14 protein-coding genes, 1 tRNA gene and 3 rRNA genes are annotated in these 25,918 nt (G+C 67.1%); 14 read left to right on the top strand and 4 right to left on the bottom strand.

The genetic code is table 11. The features are described 5' to 3' along the window. Window positions 1-54: 54 nt before the first annotated feature. Window positions 55-4,011, bottom strand: a complete 3,957-nt coding sequence (gene eccCa, locus OIU81_RS09465) for a type VII secretion protein EccCa (RefSeq protein ID WP_329145787.1) — start codon at window positions 4,009-4,011, stop codon at window positions 55-57. A 257-nt stretch (window positions 4,012-4,268) separates the two neighbouring features. On the opposite strand from eccCa, the gene eccD reads away from it, so the two are divergent. The 6 genes from eccD to OIU81_RS09435 all read left to right on the top strand — a co-directional run bounded on the left by eccD (window position 4,269) and on the right by OIU81_RS09435 (window position 11,308). Next, on the top strand, window positions 4,269-5,732 hold the full coding sequence (eccD, locus tag OIU81_RS09460) for a type VII secretion integral membrane protein EccD (protein ID WP_329145785.1): 1,464 nt from the start codon (window positions 4,269-4,271) through the stop codon (window positions 5,730-5,732). 147 nt (window positions 5,733-5,879) lie between these two features. Further along, window positions 5,880-6,167: a 30S ribosomal protein S15 gene (gene rpsO, locus OIU81_RS09455; protein WP_006602744.1), complete on the top strand. Its 288-nt coding sequence runs from the start codon at window positions 5,880-5,882 to the stop codon at window positions 6,165-6,167. Between the two features lie 294 nt (window positions 6,168-6,461). Further along, complete coding sequence (locus tag OIU81_RS09450; protein ID WP_329145783.1) at window positions 6,462-8,693, top strand: polyribonucleotide nucleotidyltransferase; 2,232 nt, start codon at window positions 6,462-6,464, stop codon at window positions 8,691-8,693. Beyond that, window positions 8,690-10,069, top strand: coding sequence for a M16 family metallopeptidase (locus OIU81_RS09445; protein WP_329145781.1), 1,380 nt, complete (start codon window positions 8,690-8,692; stop codon window positions 10,067-10,069). The genes OIU81_RS09450 and OIU81_RS09445 overlap by 4 nt, the downstream gene beginning before the upstream one ends. Before the next feature lie 26 nt (window positions 10,070-10,095). Then, window positions 10,096-10,848, top strand: a complete 753-nt coding sequence (gene dapB / locus OIU81_RS09440; protein WP_329145779.1) for a 4-hydroxy-tetrahydrodipicolinate reductase — start codon at window positions 10,096-10,098, stop codon at window positions 10,846-10,848. A 4-nt stretch (window positions 10,849-10,852) separates the two neighbouring features. Beyond that, window positions 10,853-11,308, top strand: a complete 456-nt coding sequence (locus OIU81_RS09435) for a hypothetical protein (RefSeq protein WP_329145777.1) — start codon at window positions 10,853-10,855, stop codon at window positions 11,306-11,308. A gap of 138 nt (window positions 11,309-11,446) precedes the next feature. Here OIU81_RS09435 and OIU81_RS09430 read toward each other — a convergent pair whose 3' ends face one another. Further along, window positions 11,447-11,998: a phage holin family protein gene (locus tag OIU81_RS09430; protein WP_329145775.1), complete on the bottom strand. Its 552-nt coding sequence runs from the start codon at window positions 11,996-11,998 to the stop codon at window positions 11,447-11,449. Window positions 11,999-12,098: 100 nt separating this feature from the next. Beyond that, window positions 12,099-12,338, bottom strand: a complete 240-nt coding sequence (locus tag OIU81_RS09425) for a hypothetical protein (RefSeq protein ID WP_189103548.1) — start codon at window positions 12,336-12,338, stop codon at window positions 12,099-12,101. A 233-nt stretch (window positions 12,339-12,571) separates the two neighbouring features. On the opposite strand from OIU81_RS09425, the gene thyX reads away from it, so the two are divergent. The 8 genes from thyX (at window position 12,572) to OIU81_RS09385 (ending at window position 22,915) form a co-directional block, all read left to right on the top strand. Continuing rightward, complete coding sequence (thyX, locus tag OIU81_RS09420) at window positions 12,572-13,348, top strand: FAD-dependent thymidylate synthase (RefSeq protein ID WP_329145772.1); 777 nt, start codon at window positions 12,572-12,574, stop codon at window positions 13,346-13,348. 197 nt (window positions 13,349-13,545) lie between these two features. Continuing rightward, window positions 13,546-14,445 (top strand): 4-hydroxy-tetrahydrodipicolinate synthase, encoded by a 900-nt coding sequence (dapA, locus tag OIU81_RS09415; RefSeq protein ID WP_329145770.1) that lies wholly within the window; start codon window positions 13,546-13,548, stop codon window positions 14,443-14,445. Between the two features lie 113 nt (window positions 14,446-14,558). Next, window positions 14,559-16,244, top strand: a complete 1,686-nt coding sequence (locus tag OIU81_RS09410) for a ribonuclease J (protein WP_329145769.1) — start codon at window positions 14,559-14,561, stop codon at window positions 16,242-16,244. A gap of 598 nt (window positions 16,245-16,842) precedes the next feature. Then, window positions 16,843-18,371, top strand: a 16S ribosomal RNA gene (locus tag OIU81_RS09405). A 302-nt stretch (window positions 18,372-18,673) separates the two neighbouring features. Next, window positions 18,674-21,792: ribosomal RNA gene (locus OIU81_RS09400) — 23S ribosomal RNA — on the top strand. Window positions 21,793-21,866: 74 nt separating this feature from the next. Continuing rightward, a 5S ribosomal RNA gene (rrf, locus tag OIU81_RS09395) occupies window positions 21,867-21,983 on the top strand. The 16S, 23S and 5S rRNA genes sit together here, the layout of an rRNA operon. Window positions 21,984-22,098: 115 nt before the next feature. Then, entirely contained in the window at window positions 22,099-22,776 is a 678-nt protein-coding gene (locus tag OIU81_RS09390) for a DegT/DnrJ/EryC1/StrS family aminotransferase (protein WP_329145767.1), read from the top strand. Between the two features lie 63 nt (window positions 22,777-22,839). Then, window positions 22,840-22,915 (top strand) — tRNA-Thr (locus OIU81_RS09385). Between the two features lie 176 nt (window positions 22,916-23,091). Here the strand turns inward: OIU81_RS09385 and OIU81_RS09380 are convergent. Then, the gene (locus OIU81_RS09380) at window positions 23,092-25,761 is read right to left on the bottom strand and encodes a SpoIIE family protein phosphatase (protein ID WP_329145765.1); all 2,670 of its coding nucleotides are present in this window, start codon (window positions 25,759-25,761) and stop codon (window positions 23,092-23,094) included. Between the last annotated feature and the right edge of the window lie 157 nt (window positions 25,762-25,918).

Genomic DNA, 25,918 nt, shown 5'->3' with positions numbered 1-25,918 from the left:
CGGTGGGGCGCCCCTCCCAGGAGGGGCGCCCCACCGCCGTTGTGGTGTGCCGCGTCAGCTGCTCGTCGGCAGCCAGCCCGTCTGGACCAGCTGCGCACCGCGCTTGCGCGTGATGAACGTCGCCCGGCCGGGCGTCAGCCTCTGGCCCTTGACGTTGCCCATCAGCGGGCCCTCGGCCGGGTCGGCCGAGAGGATCAGACCCTGCGCACCGAGCTCCTTGGTGCGCTGCATGACCGGCTCGAAGGACGACCGTCCGGCGCCCGAGGAGCTGCGTGCGATGATCAGGCGCAGACCCAGGTCACGGGCGAACGGCAGGTACTCCAGCAGCGGCTGCAGCGGGTTGCCGCTGCTGGTCGCCACCAGGTCGTAGTCGTCCACGATCACGAACGCGTCCGGCAGGTCGTACCAGCTGCGGTTGCGCAGCTGCTCCGGCGTGACGTCCGGTCCGGGCATCCGGCGGCCCAGCGAACCGGCCAGCCCCGTGATGACCTCCTGCAACTGCGGTCCCGCCGCGCAGTACTTGTACAGATGGCTCTCCGGCACCTCGCCCAGCAGCGCGCGCCGGTAGTCCGAGACCACCATGAGCGCCTTGTCGGACGGGTACCGCTCGGCGATCTGCTTGGTCAGCAGGCGCAGCAGCGACGACTTGCCCGACTCGCTCTCGCCGTAGATGACCAGCAGCGGGTCGGTCTCGAAGTCGATGAACGCCGGCGACAGCGTGGTCTCGTCGACACCGATCGCGATCCCGTGGTCGGGGTAGTCGTTGCCCTTGGGCAGGTCGGTGGCGCGCAGCATCGTCGGCAGCATCCGCACCTTGGGGGCGGGCTCGCCCTGCCAGTGCTCGCTGACCGTCTCCACCAGGTTGGCCATGCCGTCGCTGAGGGTCTCCGGGTCGCTCATCCCGTCCAGACGCGGCAGCGCCGCCAGGAAGTCGAGCTTCTCGGGGGACATACCGCGGCCCGGCTTGCCCATCGGGACGTTCTCCGCGCGCTTGCGGTCGAACTCCGACTCCATCGGGTCACCCAGGCGCAGCTCGACGCGGTTGAGGAGCTGGTCCCGCAGCGCGGGCCGCACCTCGGTGTAGCGCGAGCCGGCGAGGATCAGGTGGATACCGAAGCCCAGACCGCGGCCGGCGATGTCCAGGATCACCGGGTCGAGCTGCTCGTAGTCCGTCTTGAACGTGCCCCAGCCATCGATGATGAGGAAGACGTCGCCCCACTTCTGGTCGGGGAAGGCGCCCGCGGCCCGCCGCTGGCGGTAGGTCGCGATCGAGTCGATGCTGTTCGAGCGGAAGAATTCCTCCCGCTCGTTGAGGATGCCGACGACCTCGGCGACCGTACGGCGCACCTTCTCCGCGTCCAGGCGCGAGGCGACCCCGCCGACGTGCGGCAGGCCCTCCAGGGCCAGCATGCCGCCGCCACCGAAGTCGAGGCAGTAGAACTGCACCTCGGCCGGGGTGTGGGTGAGCGCGAACGAGGCGATCGCGGACCGGACGAGGGTGGACTTGCCGGACTGCGGACCACCCACGACCAGACCGTGACCGGCACCGGCGGAGAAGTCCAGGTACATCACGTCACGCCGCTGCTCGAACGGCTTGTCCACCAGCGCGACCGGCACCACGAGCTTGCCGAGCGCGGTGTACTCCGCGGCGTGCACGCCCCGTTCGGGCGTGACCGCGAGCGCCGGCAGCAGCTGGTTGACCGTGGGCGCCTCCTCCAGCGGGGGCAGCCACACCTGGTGCGCCGGCGGGCCCTGGCCCTGCATCCGCTGGACCATGACGTCCAGCACGGTGTCGGCCAGCGCGTCGTCGACCTCCGGCTCGGCCGCTTCCACGGAGACCGGCTCCTCGACGATCTGCTCGACGACCGGGGCCGCGGTGAACGGCACCGGCATCCGCATCGTCCGGCCGCCGGGGCCGCTGCGGCCACCGCCACCCGGGCCGCGGTAGGTACCCGAGACATACGCGGCCTTGAACTGGACCATCGTCTCGGTGTCGTACTTCAGGATGCCGGAACCGGGGACGTTCGGCAGGTGGTAGGCGTCCGGCACACCGATCGCGGTCCGCGACTCGGCCGCGGAGAACGTCCGCAGACCCAGCCGGTAGGACAGGAAGGTGTCCAGCCCCCGCAGCTTGCCCTCTTCCAGACGCTGCGAGGCGAGCAGCATGTGCACACCCATGGAACGGCCGATCCGGCCGATCTGGATGAACATCTCGATGAAGTCCGGCTTGGCGGCGAGCAGCTCGGAGAACTCGTCGATGATCATCACCAGCGAGGGCAGCGGGTCCAGCGGGGCACCCGCGGCACGCGCCTTCTCGTAGTCGGTGATGTTGGCGTAGTTGCCGGCGGAGCGCAGCAGCTCCTGGCGGCGCTGGAGTTCACCGGTGATCGAGTCGCGCATGCGGTCGATCAGGGTGACGTCCTCACCGAGGTTGGTGATGACCGCCGCGACGTGCGGCATCTCCGACATACCGGTGAAGGTGGCGCCACCCTTGAAGTCGGCGAGGATGAAGTTGAGGGTCTCCGAGGAGTGCGTGACCGCCAGGGCGAGCACCAGGGTGCGCAGCACCTCGGACTTGCCGGAACCGGTCGCACCGACACACAGACCGTGCGGGCCCATGCCCTGCTGCGAGGCTTCCTTGATGTCCAGCATGACCGGCTGGCCGTCACGGTCGACGCCGATCGGCACCCGCAGCCGCTCGGCCAGCGTCCGGGGCCGCCAGGTACGCGCGACGTCCAGGGAACCGGCGTCGCCGATGTTCAGCAGATCGGTGAAGTCCAGGGCGGACAGCAGCGGTTCCTCGCCGTCCGCACCGGAGCCCGCCCGCAGCGGGGCCAGCTGGCGGGCCAGTGCCTCCGCCTCGGGGATCGACAGGGTGTCGCACACACCGTGGTAGACCGCGCCGCCGGCCGACTCCAGCATCAGCTTGCCCGGCCACACCTGCACGGCCAGACCGCCGCGGATCTCGTCCAGATCGCCCGGCACGACCTCCAGGATGGTGACGCCCTGCAGGCCCTCGGCCCCGGCGATCACCGAGTCCATCGGCACCTCGCCGCCGTCCAGCACGAGCACCACGTGCGGGGTGTCGGTCACCGGCGTGCCCTGCGGGCTGAACCGCCCGCGGCCCTCCAGCTCGTCCGCCAGCAGCTCCTCGATCTCGCCGAGGTCACCGACGACCAGCCGGCGCGAACCGGCGCCGTCGGTGCTCTTGTCCTGCACGTGCGGCAGCCACTTGGTCCACTCCCACTCCGCCTGCGCACCGGGCGCGGCGACGACCGCCACCACCAGGTCCTCGGGCGAGTGCAGGGTGCACAGCTGGGCGATGATGGCGCGCGAGGCGCCGTAGACCGTGTCCGGGTCACCCGAGACGGTCAGGTGGTAGAAGGCGCGCAGCGAGACTGCCAGCGGCAGGCTGTCCAAATGGCCGTGCTTGTCGAGGAATTCCTTCATCGCATGCGCGGTCAGCGGCTCCAGCTCGTCGACCGGAGCGGTCTCGGGAGCCCGCAGGGGGGTGGCCAACTGCTGCGGCCCCAGTCCCAGTCGTACCTGCCCGAAGTCCGGATCGGTCGTCCGGCGCTCCCACACCCGTTTGCCCTCGGCCACGATCGACCACAGCTGGCTCGGATCGGGGTGGGTGTACAGCTGGGCGTCCCGCTGCTTTCGCGCGGTGCGCCGTACCTCTTTTCGCTTCTGCGTCAGGTACTTGAGGTAATCCTGGCGCTCTTGAAGCATTTGCCCGGAAGGCCCTTGGCGAGCCTTGACGATCTGCACGATCGCCATTGCCAGGGTGGACGCCACCATAAAGCCGCCCATGATTTTCATGAACGGCTGGTTGCCCATGAACAAGAATCCCGCCGAAGACGCCATACCCATCATGGGCATAAGGGTCATCAGCATGTTTTCTGATTCGCCCTCACGGGGAAGCTCCGGAGGCGCCTCGAGTGTCACCTCCTCGGAGGGAACTTCAGGTGGCAGCGCGCGGGGCGGGCGCTTAACGATGACAACGCTCACCGAGGCATCAGTCCTTCATGCATCTCGCAGTCTCGGACCGCCCCCGTTGGATTCGACGGTCCCCCCGAGCCAAGTGCTTGGCCCGAACCAGGCGTTGATCCTACTGTCAACCGTCAAGTCTCGGGGCGGGTGGGGCGGTCGCTGAATTGGACGGTACGCTGACGCCTCGCGAGCGTGCCCACAGCCCCGAAGTGACGGCTCTCTATAAGAGGGCACGCGACGCGACAAAACGCCCAACGGATAGGGGGAACCGCCAGGTGAGCACGAGCACTGGCACCGGTTTTTGCCGGGTCACTGTCGCCGCGCCGGATGCACGGATCGATGTGGCTCTGCCGGAGGATGTCGCACTCGTCGACATCTATCCGGAGATCCTGCGGCTCTCCGGGCAGTCCCAGGCCGAAGGTGCACCGACCGGCTATCACCTCGTACGCCGCGACGGCACGGTGCTCGACGCCGGCCAGTCGCTCGCACAGCAGCAGATCCTCGACGGCGACCTTCTTTTGCTGAAGCCGTTCGCCGAGTCGCTGCCGCTGCCGGTCTTCGACGACGTCTCCGACGCCGTCGCCTCCGCGGTCAAGCGCAACCGCAGCCGCTGGAGCGACGACCTCATGCATGTCGTCGGCCTGTCCGCCGGGGTCCTGCTGCTCGTGATGATGGCGTTCGCCCTGTGGTTCTCCAACCCCCTGAACCGCGACATGCACCGCCTGCCCGGCATCATCGCCGGTGTCGTCGGCATCGTCCTGGTCGCACTGGCCGGCGTCCGCGCCCGGGTCTACGACGACCACGGCTCCTCCATCGCGCTCGGCCTGGCCGCGCTGCCGCACCTGCTGCTCGCCGGCTCGGGCATCTTCCCCGTCGACCAGGGCTCCGGACCCGGCCGGCTGCACCTCCTGGTCGGCTGTGTCGTCGTCCTGATCGCGTCCGTCCTGCTGGTGGTCCTGCTGCCGCGTGGTGACGCACCCTTCGTGGCAGCCGCGTTCCTGGCCGCCATCGGCACCCTCGCGGTCTTCGCCGCGATCCTCACCGGCGCCGCGCCCCGCGAGGTCGCCGCCGTCACCGCCGTCGTGTCGATCGCCCTGGTCGCCTGGCTGCCCGGCCTCTCCGCCCGCTTCGCCCGGCTGCCCATCGGCTACAAGTCGCCCGACCAGATCGCCAAGGGCTCCTACGACAACGGCGGCGAGACCGAGTCCGTCGACTTCGTCAAGATCGCCAACCAGGCCAAGCGCGGCCACGAGCTGCTGCTCGGCCTGGTCGCCGGCTGCGCCGCCCTGGTCGTCGGCTCCGCCGGTGTCGTCCTCGGCTTCTCCGACAACATGTGGGCCCAGCTGCTGGCGCTGGCCGCCGGTATCACGATCATGCTCCGGGCCCGGCTCTTCGACTACACCGCGCAGGTCGCCTGCCTGACCATCGCCGGCATCCTGACGATCGTCCTGCTCATCCTGGGCATCGCGCTGAACCCGCCGTCGGACATCTTCGTCGACCTGCTCCGCTTCCAGGACTCCGGTCCGCTGAACATCCGCACCGTCTGGTTCTCCAGCAGCATCGCGGCGGGCGCCGCCCTGCTCGTCGGCGTCGGACTGATCGTCCCGCGCAAGGGTGTCACCCCCTTCTGGGGCCGGATCTTCGACATCTTCGACGGGCTGTTCCTGCTCTCCCTGGTGCCGCTGTGCCTGGCGGTCCTGGAGGTGTACGGCAAGGTCCGCGGACTCACCGGCAGCTAGCCGACCGCCGGATTCACGGCCCCCCGACCACCCGGTCGGGGGGCCGTTTTCAGCTGGTACGCTGTGTGACGGTCCGGTCGAGTCATCCAAGATTCCCTGTGAGGCAAACCAGGGGCGCTCACGGACCGAAACCAAGAGGAGTACCGCGTGTCGCTCGACGCCGCTACGAAGAAGCAGATCATGGCCGAGTTCGCCACCAAGGAGGGTGACACCGGTTCCCCCGAGGTTCAGGTCGCGATGCTCTCCCGCCGCATCTCGGACCTGACCGAGCACCTCAAGACCCACAAGCACGACCACCACTCCCGCCGTGGTCTGCTGCTGCTCGTCGGCCAGCGCCGCCGCCTGCTGCAGTACCTGGCGAAGAAGGACATCACGCGCTTCCGCGCGCTGGTCGAGCGCCTGGGCATCCGCCGCGGTGCGGCGGGCGCCAAGTAACACGCCATAAGGGGAGCGGTTCCCGCCGGGGGCCGCTCCCTTTGCCATAGGCACCGGATGCCCACGCCACCTCATGGTGGACGGAAGCTTTGTAGTCTGGTGCCATACCGCAAAACTGAACGCGGTAGGAGCGCCTCCTGGCCGCCGGTCCTCGGTAGTGGCCCCCGGACGATGCACGGACGCCCCGCGTCCGTCGCTCCGGGTGCTTCGATCGAAGACCGGCCCGCACCGGCGCTCCACCGAAGACGGTCCGCCGCCACACGGGCAGCGGACGCAGACGAGGAGATATTCCTGGTGGAGAACGAGACCCACTACGCCGAAGCCGTGATCGACAACGGATCCTTCGGCACCCGTACCATCCGCTTCGAGACGGGCCGCCTGGCCAAGCAGGCCGCCGGTTCCGCCGTGGCGTACCTGGACGACGACACCATGGTGCTGTCGGCCACCTCCGCTTCCAAGACCCCGAAGGACCAGCTGGACTTCTTCCCGCTGACCGTCGACGTCGAGGAGCGGATGTACGCAGCCGGGAAGATCCCCGGTTCCTTCTTCCGCCGTGAGGGCCGCCCCTCCGAGGACGCGATCCTCACCTGCCGCCTGATCGACCGCCCGCTGCGCCCCTCCTTCAAGAAGGGCCTGCGCAACGAGATCCAGATCGTCGAGACGATCATGGCGCTCAACCCCGACCACCTCTACGACGTGGTCGCGATCAACGCCGCCTCCTGCTCCACGCAGCTGGCCGGCCTGCCCTTCTCCGGCCCGGTCGGCGGCACCCGTGTCGCGCTGATCAACGGCCAGTGGGTGGGGTTCCCGACCCACACCGAGCTCGAGGACGCCGTCTTCGACATGGTCGTGGCCGGCCGCGTCCTCCCGGACGGCGACGTCGCGATCATGATGGTCGAGGCCGAGGCCACCGAGAAGACCATCCAGCTGGTCAAGGACGGCGCCGAGGCCCCGACCGAAGAGGTCGTCGCCGCCGGTCTGGAAGCTGCCAAGCCCTTCATCAAGGTCCTGTGCAAGGCCCAGTCGGACCTCGCCGCCAAGGCCGCCAAGCCCGTCGGTGAGTTCCCGATCTTCCTGGACTACCAGGACGACGTCCTCGAGGCGCTGACCAAGGCCGTCAAGGATGAGCTCAGCCAGGCGCTGACCATCGCCGGCAAGCTGGAGCGCGAGGCCGAGCTGGACCGCGTCAAGGCGCTGGCCGGCGAGAAGCTCCTGCCGGAGTTCGAGGGCCGCGAGAAGGAGATCTCCGCCGCGTACCGCTCGCTGACCAAGACCCTGGTCCGCGAGCGCGTGATCAAGGAGAAGACGCGCATCGACGGCCGCGGCGTCACGGACATCCGTACGCTCGCCGCCGAGGTCGAGGCGATCCCGCGGGTGCACGGCTCCGCGCTGTTCGAGCGTGGCGAGACCCAGATCCTGGGCGTCACCACCCTCAACATGCTCCGCATGGAGCAGCAGCTGGACACCCTCTCCCCGGTGACCCGCAAGCGCTACATGCACAACTACAACTTCCCGCCGTACTCCGTCGGTGAGACCGGCCGCGTGGGCGCCCCCAAGCGCCGCGAGATCGGCCACGGCGCGCTCGCCGAGCGCGCCATCATGCCGGTCCTGCCGACCCGCGAGGAGTTCCCCTACGCGATCCGCCAGGTCTCCGAGGCGCTGGGCTCCAACGGCTCGACGTCCATGGGCTCGGTCTGCGCCTCGACCATGTCGCTGCTGAACGCCGGTGTGCCCCTCAAGGCCCCGGTCGCCGGTATCGCCATGGGCCTGATCTCCCAGGAGATCGACGGCCAGACCCACTACGTCGCCCTCACCGACATCCTCGGTGCGGAGGACGCCTTCGGCGACATGGACTTCAAGGTCGCCGGCACCAAGCAGTTCGTGACCGCGCTGCAGCTCGACACCAAGCTCGACGGCATCCCCGCCTCGGTCCTGGCCGCCGCGCTGAAGCAGGCCCGTGACGCGCGTCTGCACATCCTGGACGTCATGAACGAGGCCATCGACGTCCCGGACGAGATGTCCCCGAACGCCCCGCGGATCATCACCGTCAAGATCCCGGTGGACAAGATCGGTGAGGTCATCGGCCCCAAGGGCAAGATGATCAACCAGATCCAGGAGGACACCGGCGCCGACATCACGATCGAGGACGACGGCACCATCTACATCGGTGCCGCCGACGGCCCGGCCGCCGAGGCCGCCCGCGCCACGATCAACGGCATCGCCAACCCGACCATGCCGGAGGTCGGCGAGCGCTACCTGGGCACGGTCGTCAAGACCACCACCTTCGGTGCGTTCGTCTCCCTGCTCCCGGGCAAGGACGGCCTGCTCCACATCTCGCAGATCCGCAAGCTCGCCGGTGGCAAGCGTGTGGAGAACGTCGAGGACGTGGTCGCGGTGGGCGCCAAGGTCCAGGTCGAGATCGCCGAGATCGACCAGCGCGGCAAGCTCTCCCTGATCCCCGTGATCGAGGGCGAGGACGCCGACAAGGGTGCGCAGGACGACACGAAGGACGACACCGACAAGTGACGTCGCGTACGCACACGACGACGGCCCGCACCTCTTCGGAGGGGCGGGCCGTCGCCCGTACCCAAACGCTTCTCAAGGGCACCGCGGGCGCCGGCACGGTCCGCCGGACCACCCTGCCCGGCGGCCTGCGCGTGGTCACCGAGACCCTGCCGTCGGTCCGCTCCGTCACCTTCGGGATCTGGGCGCACGTCGGCTCCCGTGACGAGACCCCCACCCTCAACGGCGCCACGCACTATCTGGAGCATCTGCTCTTCAAGGGCACCGAGCGGCGCAGCGCGCTGGACATCTCCGCCGCCATCGACGCGGTCGGCGGTGAGATGAACGCCTTCACCGCGAAGGAGTACACCTGCTACTACGCGCGGGTGCTGGACTCCGATCTGCCGCTCGCCATCGACATCGTCTGCGACATGCTCACCGGCTCGCTGGTCGAGGCCGAGGACGTGGACGCCGAGCGCGGCGTCATCCTCGAAGAGATCGCGATGACCGAGGACGACCCCAGCGACTGCGTGCACGACCTGTTCGCGCACACCATGCTCGGCGACACCCCCCTCGGCCGCCCCGTGCTGGGCACCGTCGACACCGTGAACGCGCTCACCCCCGAGCGCATCCGCCGCTTCTACAAGAAGCACTACGACCCCACGCACCTCGTCGTCACGGCCGCCGGCAACGTCGACCACGCCAAGGTCGTCCGCCAGGTCCGCCGCGCCTTCGAGCAGGCCGGGGCCCTGGACCGCACCGACGCCGTCCCCGTCGCGCCGCGCTCCGGCTCCCGCGCCGTGCGTACCGCCGGCCGCGTCAACCTGCTCAACCGCAAGACCGAGCAGGCCCATGTGATCCTCGGGATGCCCGGCATGGCACGCACCGACGACCGGCGATGGGCGATGGGCGTGCTGAACACCGCCCTGGGCGGCGGGATGAGCTCCCGCCTCTTCCAGGAGGTCCGCGAGAAGCGCGGACTGGCCTACAGCGTGTACTCCTACACCTCCGGCTTCGCCGACTGCGGGCTGTTCGGCGTCTACGCCGGCTGCCGCCCCAACCAGGTGCACGACGTCCTCAAGATCTGCCGGGACGAACTCGACCAGGTGGCCACCCAGGGCCTCACCGACGACGAGATCCGCCGCGCGATCGGCCAGCTGCGGGGATCCACCGTCCTCGGTCTGGAGGACTCGGGTGCGCTGATGCACCGCCTCGGCAAGAGTGAGCTGTGCTGGGGCGAGCAGATGTCGGTCGACGAGATGCTGGCCCGGATCGCGGCCGTCACCCCGGACGAGGTGCGCGAGGTGGCCCGCGAAGTACTGGGCGCACGGCCTTCACTGTCCGTCATAGGCCCCCTGAAGGACCGGCAGGCGGTCCGGCTGGACGACGTCGTCGCCTAGCACCACCACGAGAGAGACGGGAAACGATGAGCAAGCTGCGCGTGGCCGTACTGGGAGCTCAGGGGCGCATCGGCTCCGAGGCCGTACGGGCCGTCGAGGCCGCCGAGGACATGGAGCTGGTCGCCGGGCTCGGCCGGGGCGACAAGCTGGAGAGGCTGGTCGAGACCGGCGCCCAGGTGGTGGTCGAGCTGACCAACCCCGGCGCGGTCATGGGCAACCTCGACTTCTGTGTCCGTCACGGCATCCACGCGGTGGTCGGGACCACCGGGTGGACCGATGAGCGGCTCGCGCAGCTGCGCACCTCGCTCGCCGCCGCGCCCTCGGCCGGTGTGCTCATCGCCCCGAACTTCTCCCTCGGCGCGGTGCTGACCATGCGCTTCGCCCAGCAGGCGGCCCGCTTCTTCGAGTCGGCCGAGGTCATCGAGCTGCACCACCCGAAGAAGGCGGACGCCCCCTCCGGCACCGCCGCCCGCACCGCACAGCTGATCGCCACGGCACGCCAGGAGGCCGGCTGCGCCCCGCAGCCGGACGCCACCACCACCGCGCTGGACGGCGCCCGTGGCGCGGACGTGGACGGTGTCCCCGTGCACTCCGTACGGCTGCGCGGTCTGCTGGCGCACCAGGAGGTGCTGTTCGGCGGCGAGGGCGAGACCCTCACCATCCGCCACGACTCCCTGCACCACAGCAGCTTCATGCCGGGCATCCTGCTCGGGGTGCGCCGCGTGGTCACCACTCCGGGCCTGACCGTGGGCCTGGAAAACTTCCTCGACCTGGGCTGACGGCATGGGCGGCAAGATCACGTACTTCTTCCTCGCCACCGTGCTGGTCCTCGTCTTCGGCGTGGTGGGGCTGGAGGGCGTCCTTCTCCTGCTGACCGGCGAGCCGGCGGCCATGGGCATGGGCGCGGTGGCCTTCGTGCTGCCGTGCATCGGTGCCTGGTTCCTCCGGCACAACACCCGCTTCGCCCGCGACGCCCACCGGCTGGCGCATGCGCTGGAGGCCGAGGGCGGGCTGCCGGCCGACGAGCTCCAGCGGACCCCCGGCGGCCGGATCGACCGGGACGCCGCCGACGCGGTGTTCGCCCGGCGGCAGGCCGAGACGGAGGAGGCACCCGCCGACTGGCGTGCGTGGTTCCGGCTCGCCGTTGCGTACCACGACGCCCGGGACACCCCGCGCGCCCGCAAGGCGATGCAGCGGGCGATCGCCCTGCACGACGGGAAGACCGTGTCGGCCGCCTGAGATCCGGTCCGGCCGCCTGAGATCGGATCCGGGCGGCCGGGGCCGGCCCTGGCCGCGGGCTCGCGGGCCCCGGAGGCGCGTCGGTGACGGGAGGGGCGCCGGGGCGGGGCGTCCGGGCGGTGCCCCGGCCTTCAGCCGTCAGCCGCGGTGCTCCGCTGCCCACGCCTCCAGCACATCCGCGGCGTGCTCGAACGCCTCCGGGCGGGACAGGAAATCCCCGTTGCGGTCCGTGATCAGCGCCCGCAGCGGATCACCCTGTGTCCGCTCGACGATCAGCGCCTGCCCCTGCACCGTCCGGGGCAGTCCCAGCCAGCGCACCGGCTGCTGGCGGGTGCGCACCGAGGCGATGGCGCTCCACGGCTCCGTGGACGTCCGCAGGAGATTCACCTGCCGCAGACCCTGGGAGCTGACCCAGAGGCCGACGCGCAGCAGCCGCAGTGCGAAGGCGATCATCAGCGCCCCCACCAGGACACAGACCGCGGCGCCGGGCAGCGAGCCGGCCATCGCGATGATCATCGCCGAGAGCAGGACGAACGACGCGAGCAGCAAAAACACCGCCGCCGCCCCTACCCGCCACGGTCCGGGGCGGTAGGGACGGCGCCAGTGGTCGGGCTCGTCATGCGGCAGTGCGGCGTGATCCGCGGCAGGGGTGTCGAGCTCGCGGTCGGCCGTCAGGAAAGGCAGGGGCACGGCTGATCCTCACTCATGGGCACGCTGACGGAAGCTGTGACCGGTGAGGCTATCGGGACGGGCGGAGCGGAACCACTTGCGGCACACCCCGCCGGCCCGATCAGCGATGCGACGCTTCGGACTGATGCACCCGGCTCGAGGTGGAACTGTCCTGCTGCAGTGCGGGAACGCCGAACAGCAGGGCGCCGGCCAGGCCGCCCACGACTGTCAGCGTGATGAGAGACTGGCCGAGCAGCTGCCCACGGGAGGCGCGCTGACGCGGCGGGGGAGTGACATTGCTGCGGAACCGGTCTGCCTCTGCAACAAAGGCGAACGGGACGGGCTCTCGCCGGCGGAACATGAGCGGGCTCTCCTAGGAACCTCGAAGTGGGCACTGTCACAGGGTTAGACGTCTGCGCGGTCCGATCGGTGCCCGATTTCAGGGACTTCTGTGAAAAATATCAACTGCCGCTCCGAACGCTGCTATAGCGCCGCCCGTTTTGCGGCTAACGCGGCATCATGCGGCATTTCCTGGGCTGTCAGTGGCGGGCCGTAGTCTGGTCGCGCACGAGGATCGATTGGAAGGAACCGCCGGTGTCCCAGACCCCCGCCGAGAGCACTGAGAGCACTGAGAGCACTGAGGGCCCTGGCAGTGCAGCCGTCAGCTTCCGGAGCGAGGTGACGGTCGAGCTGGTCAAGCACAGCGCAGCGGACAGCGACGTGCTGTGGGCGGCCCGTGTCTCCACGGCCGGCGAGCAGTCCCTCGAGGAGCTCCAGAAGGACCCCGAGCGCTCCAAGGGCTTGATCAACTACCTCATGCGGGACCGGCACGGCAGCCCGTTCGAGCACAACTCCATGACCTTCTTCATCAGCGCGCCGATCTTCGTCTTCCGCGAGTTCATGCGCCACCGCGTCGGCTGGTCGTACAACGAGGAGTCCGGCCGCTACCGCCAGCTGGAGCCGGTCTTCTACGTTCCCGGTGCCTCCCGCAAGCTCGTCCAGCAGGGCCGCCCCGGAAAGTACGAATTCGTCGACGGCACCCCGGAGCAGTACGACCTGACCAGCCGCGTCATGGAGGACTCCTACCGCCGGGCGTACGAGGCGTACCAGGAGATGCTGGCCGCCGGCGTGGCCCGCGAGGTCGCCCGCGCGGTGCTCCCCGTCGGCCTCTTCTCCTCCATGTACGCCACCTGCAACGCACGCTCGCTGATGCACTTCCTCGGCCTGCGGACCCAGCACGAGCAGGCGAAGGTGCCCTCCTTCCCGCAGCGGGAGATCGAAATGGTCGGCGAGCGGATGGAGGCCCACTGGGCCACGCTCATGCCGCTCACGTACGGCGCATTCAATGCGAATGGCCGGATCGCCCCGTAAGGCCCAGGCCGGGGGCCGGATGCCGGACCGCGCGGGGCGGGGGTGCAAGGTGTCCGGATTGCGGCATTTTAAGAAGTTCATCTACGCTGAACAGACGGACCCGGCACTGCTTGAACCCCCGAGCAGGCAGTGCCGGTGTCCACATCCCCGCTCCCCAGAGGCGCATCCTGTGGGGAGCTACGAGTAGCGTGGGACCCATGGCTCCGACTTCCACACCGCAGACCCCCTTCGGGCGGGTGCTGACCGCCATGGTCACGCCATTCACGGCGGATGGCGCTCTCGACCTCGACGGCGCGCAGCGACTGGCTACCCACCTGGTGGACGCCGGTAATGACGGCCTCGTCGTCAACGGCACCACCGGAGAGTCCCCGACCACCAGCGATGCGGAGAAAGCCCAGCTGGTCCGCGCCGTGGTCGAGGCGGTCGGCGATCGCGCCTTTGTCGTCGCCGGAGCCGGCACCAACGACACCCGCCACAGCCTGGAGCTGGCCCGCGGCGCCCAGGAAGCCGGCGCGCACGGTCTGCTCGCGGTGACGCCCTACTACAGCAAGCCCCCGCAAGAGGGCCTGCTGAGGCACTTCACCGCCATCGCGGACAGCACCGACCTGCCGGTCATGCTCTACGACATCCCCGGCCGCAGCGGCGTCCCGATCAACACCGAGACCCTCGTCCGGCTCGCCGAGCACCCCCGGATCGTCGCCAACAAGGACGCCAAGGGCGACCTCGGCCGCGCCAGCTGGGCCATCGCCCGCTGTGGCCTCGCCTGGTACAGCGGCGACGACATGCTCAACCTCCCGCTGCTCTCGGTCGGCGCCATCGGCTTCGTCTCCGTGGTCGGCCATGTCGTCACCCCCGAGCTGCGCGCCCTCCTGGACGCCCACCTCAACGGCGATGTCACCAAGGCCACCGAGATCCACCAGAAGCTGCTCCCCGTCTTCACCGGCATGTTCCGCACCCAGGGCGTCATCACGACCAAGGCGGCGCTGGGCCTGCAGGGCCTGCCCGCCGGTCCCCTGCGGCTGCCGCTCGTGGAGCTCTCCCCGGAGGAGACCGAGCAGCTCACGCGCGATCTCGCCGCCGGCGGGGTACAGCTCTGATCACGGACTTCACAACTGAATACGGACCAACAACCGCCATATAGCAAGTGCACGAATGTCATGCGCGCCACGTGCCTCGACGGCAGCGTGGCGCGTGTGGTGAGGAGAGTCTTTTGAGTCATCCGCATCCTGAGCTCGGCGCCCCGCCCAAGCTTCTCAAGGGCGGCCTGCGCATCACCCCCCTCGGCGGCCTCGGCGAGATCGGCCGCAACATGACGGTCTTCGAATACGGCGGCCGGCTGTTGATCGTCGACTGCGGAGTGCTCTTCCCCGAGGAGGAGCAACCCGGAATCGACCTGATCCTGCCGGACTTCACGTCTATCAGGGACCGCCTCGACGACATCGACGGCATCGTGCTCACGCACGGCCACGAGGACCACATCGGTGGTGTCCCCTACCTCCTCCGGGAGAAGCCGGACATCCCCCTCATCGGCTCCAAGCTGACCCTCGCCCTGATCGAGGCCAAGCTTCAGGAGCACCGCATCCGCCCCTACACCCTTGAGGTGAAGGAAGGGCACACCGAGCGGATCGGCTCCTTCGACTGCGAATTCGTCGCGGTCAACCACTCCATCCCCGACGCGCTGGCCGTCGCGATCCGCACCCCCGCGGGCATGGTCGTGCACACCGGCGACTTCAAGATGGACCAGCTGCCGCTGGACCGCCGCCTGACCGACCTCCCCGCCTTCGCGCGGCTCGGCGAGGAGGGCATCGACCTGCTCCTCTCCGACTCCACGAACGCGGAGGTCCCGGGCTTCGTCCCGCCCGAGCGGGACATCTCCAACGTGCTGCGCACGGTGTTCGCGAACGCCCAGAAGCGCATCATCGTCGCCAGCTTCGCCAGCCATGTGCACCGCATCCAGCAGATCCTCGACGCGGCGCACGAGTACGGCCGCCGGGTCGCCTTCGTCGGCCGCTCGATGGTCCGCAACATGGGCATCGCCCGGGAACTGGGCTATCTCAAGGTCCCGGCCGGCCTGGTCGTCGACGTCAAGGCCCTCGACGACCTCCCCGACGACGAGGTCGTGCTGGTCTGCACGGGTTCCCAGGGCGAGCCGATGGCCGCCCTCTCCCGGATGGCCAACCGCGACCACCAGATCCGGATCGTCCCGGGCGACACCGTGATCCTGGCGTCCTCCCTCATCCCGGGCAACGAGAACGCGGTCTACCGCGTGATCAACGGCCTCACCAGGTGGGGTGCGGACGTGGTCCACAAGGGCAATGCCAAGGTCCACGTCTCGGGCCATGCCTCGGCCGGCGAGCTGCTGTACTTCTACAACATCTGCAAGCCGAAGAACCTCATGCCGGTGCACGGCGAATGGCGCCATCTGCGTGCCAACGCCGAGCTGGGCGCCCTGACCGGCGTACCGAAGGACCGGATCGTCATCGCCGAGGACGGCGTCGTGGTCGACCTGGTCAAGGGCGTCGCCAAGATCACCGGCAAGGTCCAGGCGGGCTATGTCTACGTCGACGGCCTCTCGGTCGGCGATGTCACCGAAACCCATCTGAAGGACCGCCGCATCCTCGGCGACGAGGGCATCATCTCGGTCTTCGTGGTCGTCGACAGCAGCACCGGCAAGATCGTCGGCGGCCCGCATCTCCAGGCCCGCGGCTCCGGCATCGACGACGCGACCTTCTCGGCCGTGATCCCCAAGATCGATGAGGCCCTGGCCAAGGCGGCCCAGGACGGCGTCGCGGAACCCCATCAGCTCCAGCAGCTGGTCCGCCGCTCGGTGGGCAAGTGGGTGTCGGACAACTACCGCCGCCGCCCGATGATCCTCCCCGTGGTCGTCGAGGTCTGACACACAGGGTCGTACAAACGTGCCCAAGTGGGAGCGGGGCGCCCGGATTTGCATCCGGGCGCCCCGCTCCAGTACGTTTACGGCTCCACCTGAACGGGAAGCGCCGGACGCCTGTGCGTACGACGCCTCACCGAGCCGGGCGGAATTCCGACCCAGAGCAATCTGATAAAGTCGGATCAGCCGAAAGGCAAACCCCCTCCGACGGGAACTCGGACCGAATTCGAACCGGAAACGGAACGAAATCGAGTCTGGTAGAGTCGGAAACGCGAAGAAGCCGAAAGGCGGAAACGCACCGGCGAAAATCGGGCCCGCAAGGATCTGATAGAGTCGGAAACGCAAGACCGAAGGGAAGCGCCCGGAGAGCCTGCTGAAACAGGCACAAAGGAAGCGTCCGTTCCTTGAGAACTCAACAGCGTGCCAAAAGTCAACGCCAGATATGTTGATACCCCGTCCACCTCGGTGGATGAGGTTCCTTTGAAAGTCCATCGGCGCCCATGTGGTGCGGATGGCACACACAGCGAGGACGCTGTGAACGACCGGACCTATTCCGTCTGGTCGTTCCGCTCTCGTGTGTGTTTCACCCGATTACGGGTAAACATTCACGGAGAGTTTGATCCTGGCTCAGGACGAACGCTGGCGGCGTGCTTAACACATGCAAGTCGAACGATGAACCTCCTTCGGGAGGGGATTAGTGGCGAACGGGTGAGTAACACGTGGGCAATCTGCCCTTCACTCTGGGACAAGCCCTGGAAACGGGGTCTAATACCGGATATGACACACGACCGCATGGTCTGTGTGTGGAAAGCTCCGGCGGTGAAGGATGAGCCCGCGGCCTATCAGCTTGTTGGTGGGGTGATGGCCTACCAAGGCGACGACGGGTAGCCGGCCTGAGAGGGCGACCGGCCACACTGGGACTGAGACACGGCCCAGACTCCTACGGGAGGCAGCAGTGGGGAATATTGCACAATGGGCGAAAGCCTGATGCAGCGACGCCGCGTGAGGGATGACGGCCTTCGGGTTGTAAACCTCTTTCAGCAGGGAAGAAGCGAGAGTGACGGTACCTGCAGAAGAAGCGCCGGCTAACTACGTGCCAGCAGCCGCGGTAATACGTAGGGCGCAAGCGTTGTCCGGAATTATTGGGCGTAAAGAGCTCGTAGGCGGCTTGTCACGTCGGATGTGAAAGCCCGGGGCTTAACCCTGGGTCTGCATTCGATACGGGCAGGCTAGAGTTCGGTAGGGGAGATCGGAATTCCTGGTGTAGCGGTGAAATGCGCAGATATCAGGAGGAACACCGGTGGCGAAGGCGGATCTCTGGGCCGATACTGACGCTGAGGAGCGAAAGCGTGGGGAGCGAACAGGATTAGATACCCTGGTAGTCCACGCCGTAAACGTTGGGAACTAGGTGTGGGCGACATTCCACGTCGTCCGTGCCGCAGCTAACGCATTAAGTTCCCCGCCTGGGGAGTACGGCCGCAAGGCTAAAACTCAAAGGAATTGACGGGGGCCCGCACAAGCAGCGGAGCATGTGGCTTAATTCGACGCAACGCGAAGAACCTTACCAAGGCTTGACATACACCGGAAACGTCTGGAGACAGGCGCCCCCTTGTGGTCGGTGTACAGGTGGTGCATGGCTGTCGTCAGCTCGTGTCGTGAGATGTTGGGTTAAGTCCCGCAACGAGCGCAACCCTTGTTCTGTGTTGCCAGCATGCCCTTCGGGGTGATGGGGACTCACAGGAGACTGCCGGGGTCAACTCGGAGGAAGGTGGGGACGACGTCAAGTCATCATGCCCCTTATGTCTTGGGCTGCACACGTGCTACAATGGCCGGTACAATGAGCTGCGATACCGCGAGGTGGAGCGAATCTCAAAAAGCCGGTCTCAGTTCGGATTGGGGTCTGCAACTCGACCCCATGAAGTCGGAGTTGCTAGTAATCGCAGATCAGCATTGCTGCGGTGAATACGTTCCCGGGCCTTGTACACACCGCCCGTCACGTCACGAAAGTCGGTAACACCCGAAGCCGGTGGCCCAACCCCTTGTGGGAGGGAATCGTCGAAGGTGGGACTGGCGATTGGGACGAAGTCGTAACAAGGTAGCCGTACCGGAAGGTGCGGCTGGATCACCTCCTTTCTAAGGAGCACTTCTTACCAACCTTTGGTTGGTCAGAGGCCAGTACATCAGCGAATGTCTGATGCTGGTTGCTCATGGGTGGAACGTTGACTATTCGGCACGGTCAGATGAGGACTGTTAGTACTGCTTCGGCGTGGAACACAGGATTCGACTGGTCGTGCCGGGCGCGCTGTTGGGTATCTGAGGGTACGGACTGTTGTCTGGACCTTCGCGATGCCGGCCCCAGTGAACTCAGCCTTCGGGTTGGGGTGGTGGGTGGCTGGTCGTTGCTTGAGAACTGCACAGTGGACGCGAGCATCTGTGGCCAAGTTTTTAAGGGCGCACGGTGGATGCCTTGGCACCAGGAACCGATGAAGGACGTGGGAGGCCACGATAGGCCCCGGGGAGCTGTCAACCAAGCTTTGATCCGGGGGTGTCCGAATGGGGAAACCCGGCAGTCGTCATGGGCTGTCACCCGCTGCTGAACACATAGGCAGTGTGGAGGGAACGCGGGGAAGTGAAACATCTCAGTACCCGCAGGAAGAGAAAACAACCGTGATTCCGGGAGTAGTGGCGAGCGAAACCGGATGAGGCCAAACCAGTCACGTGTGATACCCGGCAGGGGTTGCGTGGTTGGGGTTGTGGGAGTTCTCTTTTGCAGTCTGCCGGCTGTGAGACGAGTCAGAAACCGTTGATGTAGGCGAAGGACATGCGAAAGGTCCGGCGTAGAGGGTAAGACCCCCGTAGCTGAAACATTAACGGCTCGTTTGAGAACCACCCAAGTAGCACGGGGCCCGAGAAATCCCGTGTGAATCTGGCGGGACCACCCGTTAAGCCTAAATATTCCCTGGTGACCGATAGCGGATAGTACCGTGAGGGAATGGTGAAAAGTACCGCGGGAGCGGAGTGAAATAGTACCTGAAACCGTGTGCCTACAAGCCGTGGGAGCGTCGCACAGAGACTTGTCTCTGTGTCGTGACTGCGTGCCTTTTGAAGAATGAGCCTGCGAGTTTGCGGTATGTTGCGAGGTTAACCCGTGTGGGGAAGCCGTAGCGAAAGCGAGTCCGAATAGGGCGTTGAGTAGCGTGCCCAAGACCCGAAGCGGAGTGATCTAGCCATGGGCAGGTTGAAGCGGAGGTAAGACTTCGTGGAGGACCGAACCCACCAGGGTTGAAAACCTGGGGGATGACCTGTGGTTAGGGGTGAAAGGCCAATCAAACTCCGTGATAGCTGGTTCTCCCCGAAATGCATTTAGGTGCAGCGTCGTGTGTTTCTTGCCGGAGGTAGAGCACTGGATAGGCGATGGGCCCTACCGGGTTACTGACCTTAGCCAAACTCCGAATGCCGGTAAGTGAGAGCGCGGCAGTGAGACTGTGGGGGATAAGCTCCATGGTCGAGAGGGAAACAGCCCAGAGCATCGACTAAGGCCCCTAAGCGTGTGCTAAGTGGGAAAGGATGTGGAGTCGCAGAGACAACCAGGAGGTTGGCTTAGAAGCAGCCACCCTTGAAAGAGTGCGTAATAGCTCACTGGTCAAGTGATTCCGCGCCGACAATGTAGCGGGGCTCAAGCACACCGCCGAAGTCGTGTCATTGCAGCAATACTCCCAACGGAGGCTGTGATGGGTAGGGGAGCGTCGTGTGCCGGGTGAAGCAGCCGTGGAAACGAGTTGTGGACGGTTCACGAGTGAGAATGCAGGCATGAGTAGCGATACACACGTGGGAAACGTGTGCGCCGATTGACTAAGGGTTCCTGGGTCAAGCTGATCTGCCCAGGGTAAGTCGGGACCTAAGGCGAGGCCGACAGGCGTAGTCGATGGACAACCGGTTGATATTCCGGTACCCGCTTTGAAACGCCCAGTATCGAATCCATTAATGCTAAGGCCGTGAAGCCGGCCTGGAGTCTTCGGACAAAGGGACGTGGTGGAGCCGCCGATCCAAGGTGGTAGTAGGTAAGCGATGGGGTGACGCAGGAAGGTAGTCCAGCCCGGGCGGTGGTTGTCCCGGGGTAAGGGTGTAGGGCGCTGTCTAGGCAAATCCGGACAGCATGTGCCTGAGACCTGATGCCGAGCCGATTGTGGTGAAGTGGATGATCCTATGCTGTCGAGAAAAGCCTCTAGCGAGTTTCATGGCGGCCCGTACCCTAAACCGACTCAGGTGGTCAGGTAGAGAATACCGAGGCGTTCGGGTGAACTATGGTTAAGGAACTCGGCAAAATGCCCCCGTAACTTCGGGAGAAGGGGGGCCATTGCTGGTGATCACTTTTGCAGTGTGAGCTGGTGGTGGCCGCAGAGACCAGCGAGAAGCGACTGTTTACTAAAAACACAGGTCCGTGCGAAGCCGTAAGGCGATGTATACGGACTGACGCCTGCCCGGTGCTGGAACGTTAAGGGGACCGGTTAGTCATGATTCGTCATGGCGAAGCTGAGAACTTAAGCGCCAGTAAACGGCGGTGGTAACTATAACCATCCTAAGGTAGCGAAATTCCTTGTCGGGTAAGTTCCGACCTGCACGAATGGCGTAACGACTTCTCGACTGTCTCAACCATAGGCCCGGTGAAATTGCATTACGAGTAAAGATGCTCGTTTCGCGCAGCAGGACGGAAAGACCCCGGGACCTTTACTATAGCTTGATATTGGTGTTCGGTTCGGCTTGTGTAGGATAGGTGGGAGACTTTGAAGCGGCCACGCCAGTGGTTGTGGAGTCATTGTTGAAATACCACTCTGGTCGTGCTGGATGTCTAACCTGGGTCCGTGATCCGGATCAGGGACAGTGTCTGGTGGGTAGTTTAACTGGGGCGGTTGCCTCCTAAAGAGTAACGGAGGCGCCCAAAGGTTCCCTCAGCCTGGTTGGTAATCAGGTGTTGAGTGTAAGTGCACAAGGGAGCTTGACTGTGAGACTGACGGGTCGAGCAGGTACGAAAGTAGGGACTAGTGATCCGGCGGTGGCTTGTGGAAGCGCCGTCGCTCAACGGATAAAAGGTACCCCGGGGATAACAGGCTGATCTTCCCCAAGAGTCCATATCGACGGGATGGTTTGGCACCTCGATGTCGGCTCGTCGCATCCTGGGGCTGGAGTCGGTCCCAAGGGTTGGGCTGTTCGCCCATTAAAGCGGTACGCGAGCTGGGTTTAGAACGTCGTGAGACAGTTCGGTCCCTATCCGCTGTGCGCGTAGGAGTCTTGAGAAGGGCTGTCCCTAGTACGAGAGGACCGGGACGGACGAACCTCTGGTGTGCCAGTTGTCCTGCCAAGGGCATGGCTGGTTGGCTACGTTCGGAAAGGATAACCGCTGAAAGCATCTAAGCGGGAAGCCTGCTTCGAGATGAGGGCTCCCACCCCCTTGAGGGGTTAAGGCTCCCAGTAGACGACTGGGTTGATAGGCCAGATATGGAAGCACCGTAAGGTGTGGAGTTGACTGGTACTAATAGGCCGAGGGCTTGTCCTCAGTTGCTCGCGTCCACTGTGTAGGTTCTGAAGTAATGACCTGTGTCCATGCCGGGTTGGTTAACTTCATAGTGTTTCGGTGGTCATAGCGTTAGGGAAACGCCCGGTTACATTTCGAACCCGGAAGCTAAGCCTTTCAGCGCCGATGGTACTGCAGGGGGGACCCTGTGGGAGAGTAGGACGCCGCCGAACAATCATTCAGCTCCGGTCCCTGAACCTTCTGGTTCAGGGACCGGAGCTTTTTTGTTCTGATTTTCGGGTGGTGGGCGTAACTCGACGTTCATCTCAGCTGACCAGGATCCGTTTCATGCGGACAGTGGGAACGCTCAAGTCGGCCGGTGTGCGTGCTGGTGACGAGGTCGTGGTGCCGGCCTACGGCAACGCCGAAGTGGCCCGGGCCGTGGTGGAGCTGGGCGCGGTGCCGGTGTTCGCCGATATTGACGTGGACAGCTACTGCCTCGATCCGGCCGCGGTGTCGGACGTGGTGACCGGGCGGACCGTCGCCGTCGTGGCGATCAACCGGTTCGGGCGGCAGGCGGACGCCGGCTGGATCCGTGAAGTGGGGCAGCGGCGCGGTCTGTTGGTGCTGGTGGACGACGAGCCCGGGGCCCGCGCGGACGGCGTGGAGCTGCGCCGGGAGCAGGCGTCGTACCTGGACGGCAGGCTGCGCGGGGTCTGGACGCCGACGCCGGCGGCGGGGCACACCTACGAGCAGTACGTGGTGCGGGTGCCGGGGAACGGGCGGCCGGACCGCGATGCCTTCGCGCGGGCCTTGCGGGCCAAGGGAGTTGGCTGCAAGGTGCCCGTACTGGCCCCGGTGTACCGGATGCCGGGGCTGCGGCGGGATGTGTTCCTGCCGCAGACGGAGCGGGCCGTGGACGAGACGCTGGCGCTGCCCGTGCATGCGGAGATGTCGCGGCGGGAGCTGCACAAGATGGTGAGTGCCTGCAATGCGCTGGGCGGATTGCTGCAGCCGGCCTTTTAGGCGCGTGATGGGGGACGGTTCGAATCTGCCGCGGAGTTGGGGTAATATCTTTTCCGTTGCCGCGCCCCAATAGCTCAGTCGGCAGAGCGTCTCCATGGTAAGGAGAAGGTCTACGGTTCGATTCCGTATTGGGGCTCCAGACAACGAAGGCCCTCGCCATATGGCGGGGGCCTTCGTCGTATGCGGAAGCGGGCGGTGCCGCGTCTCGGGCATGTGGAGCCTTGATGCGTACCGGATATGACGGGGAGTGAGAAGCGGTCCGCGGGGTGGGACGGCCGGCGGTGTGGGTGTCCGCCGACCGCCGGCCCGTTGGGGTCAGCTCGCCTGGGGCTCGGGGACGCGCAGGGCGAGGATGGCCATGTCGTCGGAGGCCGGCTCGGCGGCGAAGCGTTCCACGGCGCGCAGCACGCGGGTGGCGACGGCGCCGGCGGTCAGGCCCGTACAGGTGGTCAGTACGTCGGTGAGGCCGTCGTCGCCGAGCATGCGGGTGCCCTCGCGGCGTTCGGTGACGCCGTCGGTGACGCACAGCAGGACGTCGCCGGGGTCGAGGGTGACGGTCTGTTCGTAGAGTTCGAGGTCGTCCATGACGCCCAGCAGGGGCTGGGGTTCGGCGGCCGGTTCGACCGAGCCGTCCTGGCACAGCCGGAGCGGCAGGGGATGGCCGGCACAGACGACCTTGAGCAGGGCGCTGCCGTCGTCCTGCGGCCAGAGCTCGCCGTAAAGGAGCGTCAGGAAGCGGCTGCGGGCGCCCTCGTCGAGGATGGCGGCGTTCAGCCGCTCCAGGACCGCGGGGCCGCCGAGGCCCTCGCGGGCGAGGAGCCGGAGGGCGTGGCGGGCGAGGCCGGTGACGGCTGCGGCCTCCGGGCCCGTGCCGCAGACGTCGCCGATGGCGAAGCCGTAGGCGCCGTCGTGGATCGGGAAGAGGTCGTAGAAGTCGCCGCCGACCTCGTTGCCCTCGCCGGCCGCGCGATAGATGACCTCGACCTCGACGCCGGGGATGTCGGGCAGCGGCTCCGGGGGCAGCAGGCTGCGCTGGAGGGACTGGCTGATGGCCGTGCGCTCGGAGTAGAGGCGGGCGTTGTCCAGGGCGAGGGCGGCCCGGCGGGAGAGGTCCTCGGCGAGTTCGAGGATCTCCTGGCGGAAGTGCTCCTCGGTGGGCTTGCCGAGGGTGAGCATGCCGATGACGCGGTTACGGGCGACCAGCGGCAGCACGACGGTCTCCCCGCCGACGGCGGAGGCGGTGGCGAGGGTGGTGCCGGGGCCCGTGGAAGGGCGGGCTGAGTTGCCCAGGCCCAGGCTGCGCATCGAGGTCCGCAGCGCGGCGTCGTGTGCGGCGTCGCTGGGGGCGGTCCACACGCGTGCCCCGGGGGTGGGGACGGGCTCGGGCGGGTCGACCTTCATCAGCAGGGTCTTGAGGCCGTCGATGCGGTCCTCGTCCTCGTGCAGGACGTACGACAGCTCGGGCTCGGAGGCCTGGTCGGCGACGGTGTAGACCGCGCACCAGGTGGCGAGGGTGGGGACCGTCATCTGGGCCATCAGGGCCAGCGTCTGGTCGCGGTCGAGGGTGCCGGCCAGCAGGTCGGAGGCTTCGACGAGGAAGGAGAGCGAGCCGCGGCGCAGCTTTTCCAGCTCGGTCAGGCGGGCGCGTTCGACGGCGAGGGCGATGCGGTCGGCGGCGAACTGGAGCCTCAGCGCCTCCTCGTTCGTGTACCGCCCGGCGCTCTCCGCGGCGACGCCCAGGGAGCCGGTGAGCCGCCCCTCGACCTTCAGCGGGACGGTGACGACCGAGCGCATGCCCGTGCCGCTGAGGAGCGGGACGGCGCCGGGGACGGCCGTGAGGTCCTCGTGGACGGCGGGCATCCGGGCGGAGCCGTAACGTCCGGATCCGGCTTCCACGGGGACGCGGGCGAACCGCTGGCGGGCGGAGGGCAGGCCCGTGGAGGCGCGCACCTCCAGCTCGGTCTCGTCGTCGGTGGCCAGGAGGAGGTAGGCGGCGTCGCCGTCGAGCATGTCGCGGGCGCGCTCGACGGTGCGCTGGAGCAGGCCGTCGAGGTCGTCGGGGGCCGGGGAGCCGATGAAGACCTCGAACGGGTCGGAGGGGCGGCCCTCCGCCTGGGCGGCCTGGGTGGCGGAGTCCGCGGGGGTGCGCGGGGGGCTCTGCAGGATCGCCCGCTCGTGGTCGCGCACCAGGAGGCAAACCGTGGACGCCTCGCCGTCGACATCGCGGACGCGCAGGTGGGAGGCGTAGACGGGGACGACCCGGCCGTCGGCGCCCCTTATGCCGTAGGAGCCCTCCCAGCGGGAGAGCTGGAGCGCCTCGGCGATGCCGGTGCCGGTGCCGGGGGTGTGCGGCCAGGCGGCGAAGTCGGTGAGGGGTTTGCCGGTGACCTGCTCGGGGTCGTACGCGAAGAGGTCCTGGGCGTCATCGTTCCAGAAGCTGATGCAGCCGCCGCGGTCGATCTGGATCACCGCGACGCGTACCCGGGCGTCGGTGACCGGGAGGGCGTCCACGGGCAGGGCCGGGCCGGCGGAGCGGGTGCCGGCCGGGCGCTCGGGGAGGTCGAGCTGGAACCACACGTGTTTTTGTGCGGCGGTGTACTCGACGCCCCAGCGGGTGGCCAGCGCGCCGCACAGCAGCAGGCCGCGGCCGCCCTCGCGGTCCGGGTGGACCACGACCTGGCCGGCGTTCTGGAGCGGGATCTCGCGCTCGGGGTAGCGGTCGGCGACGGAGATCCGTACCCCTGCGTCATTGCGCAGACACAGCACATCGGCGGCGGTGCCGGCATGCACCACGGCGTTGGTGACCAGCTCGCTGGTCAGGACGACGCCGTCGTCGACGATGTCGGCGCAGCCCCAGCCCTGGAGGGTGTCGCGGACGAATGCACGGGCAGTGGCGACCGAGCGCCCGACCGGCTCGAATGTTGCGGCGGCCCGCGCGGTGATCACTGGTCTCCTCATGCGTGTGTCGGTGATCTGCTCCCCCATGGTCGCGGCGCCCCTCCGAATACCTGTTGTGCGTGTGCCACCGCCCGTGCTCGGGGGACGGGCCGGGTGGACAGCCGTATGCCAGGTTACTTACCTTCGCCGCACCCGAGGATGCCGGTCACGTGTGTTTCCGCCCCAATCGTGCCCTGGGACGGTG

Origin of the sequence: Streptomyces sp. NBC_01454 (genome assembly GCF_036227565.1) — a bacterium.
Lineage (GTDB): Bacteria > Actinomycetota > Actinomycetes > Streptomycetales > Streptomycetaceae > Streptomyces.
This window is presented reverse-complemented; position numbering and strand designations above follow the sequence as displayed.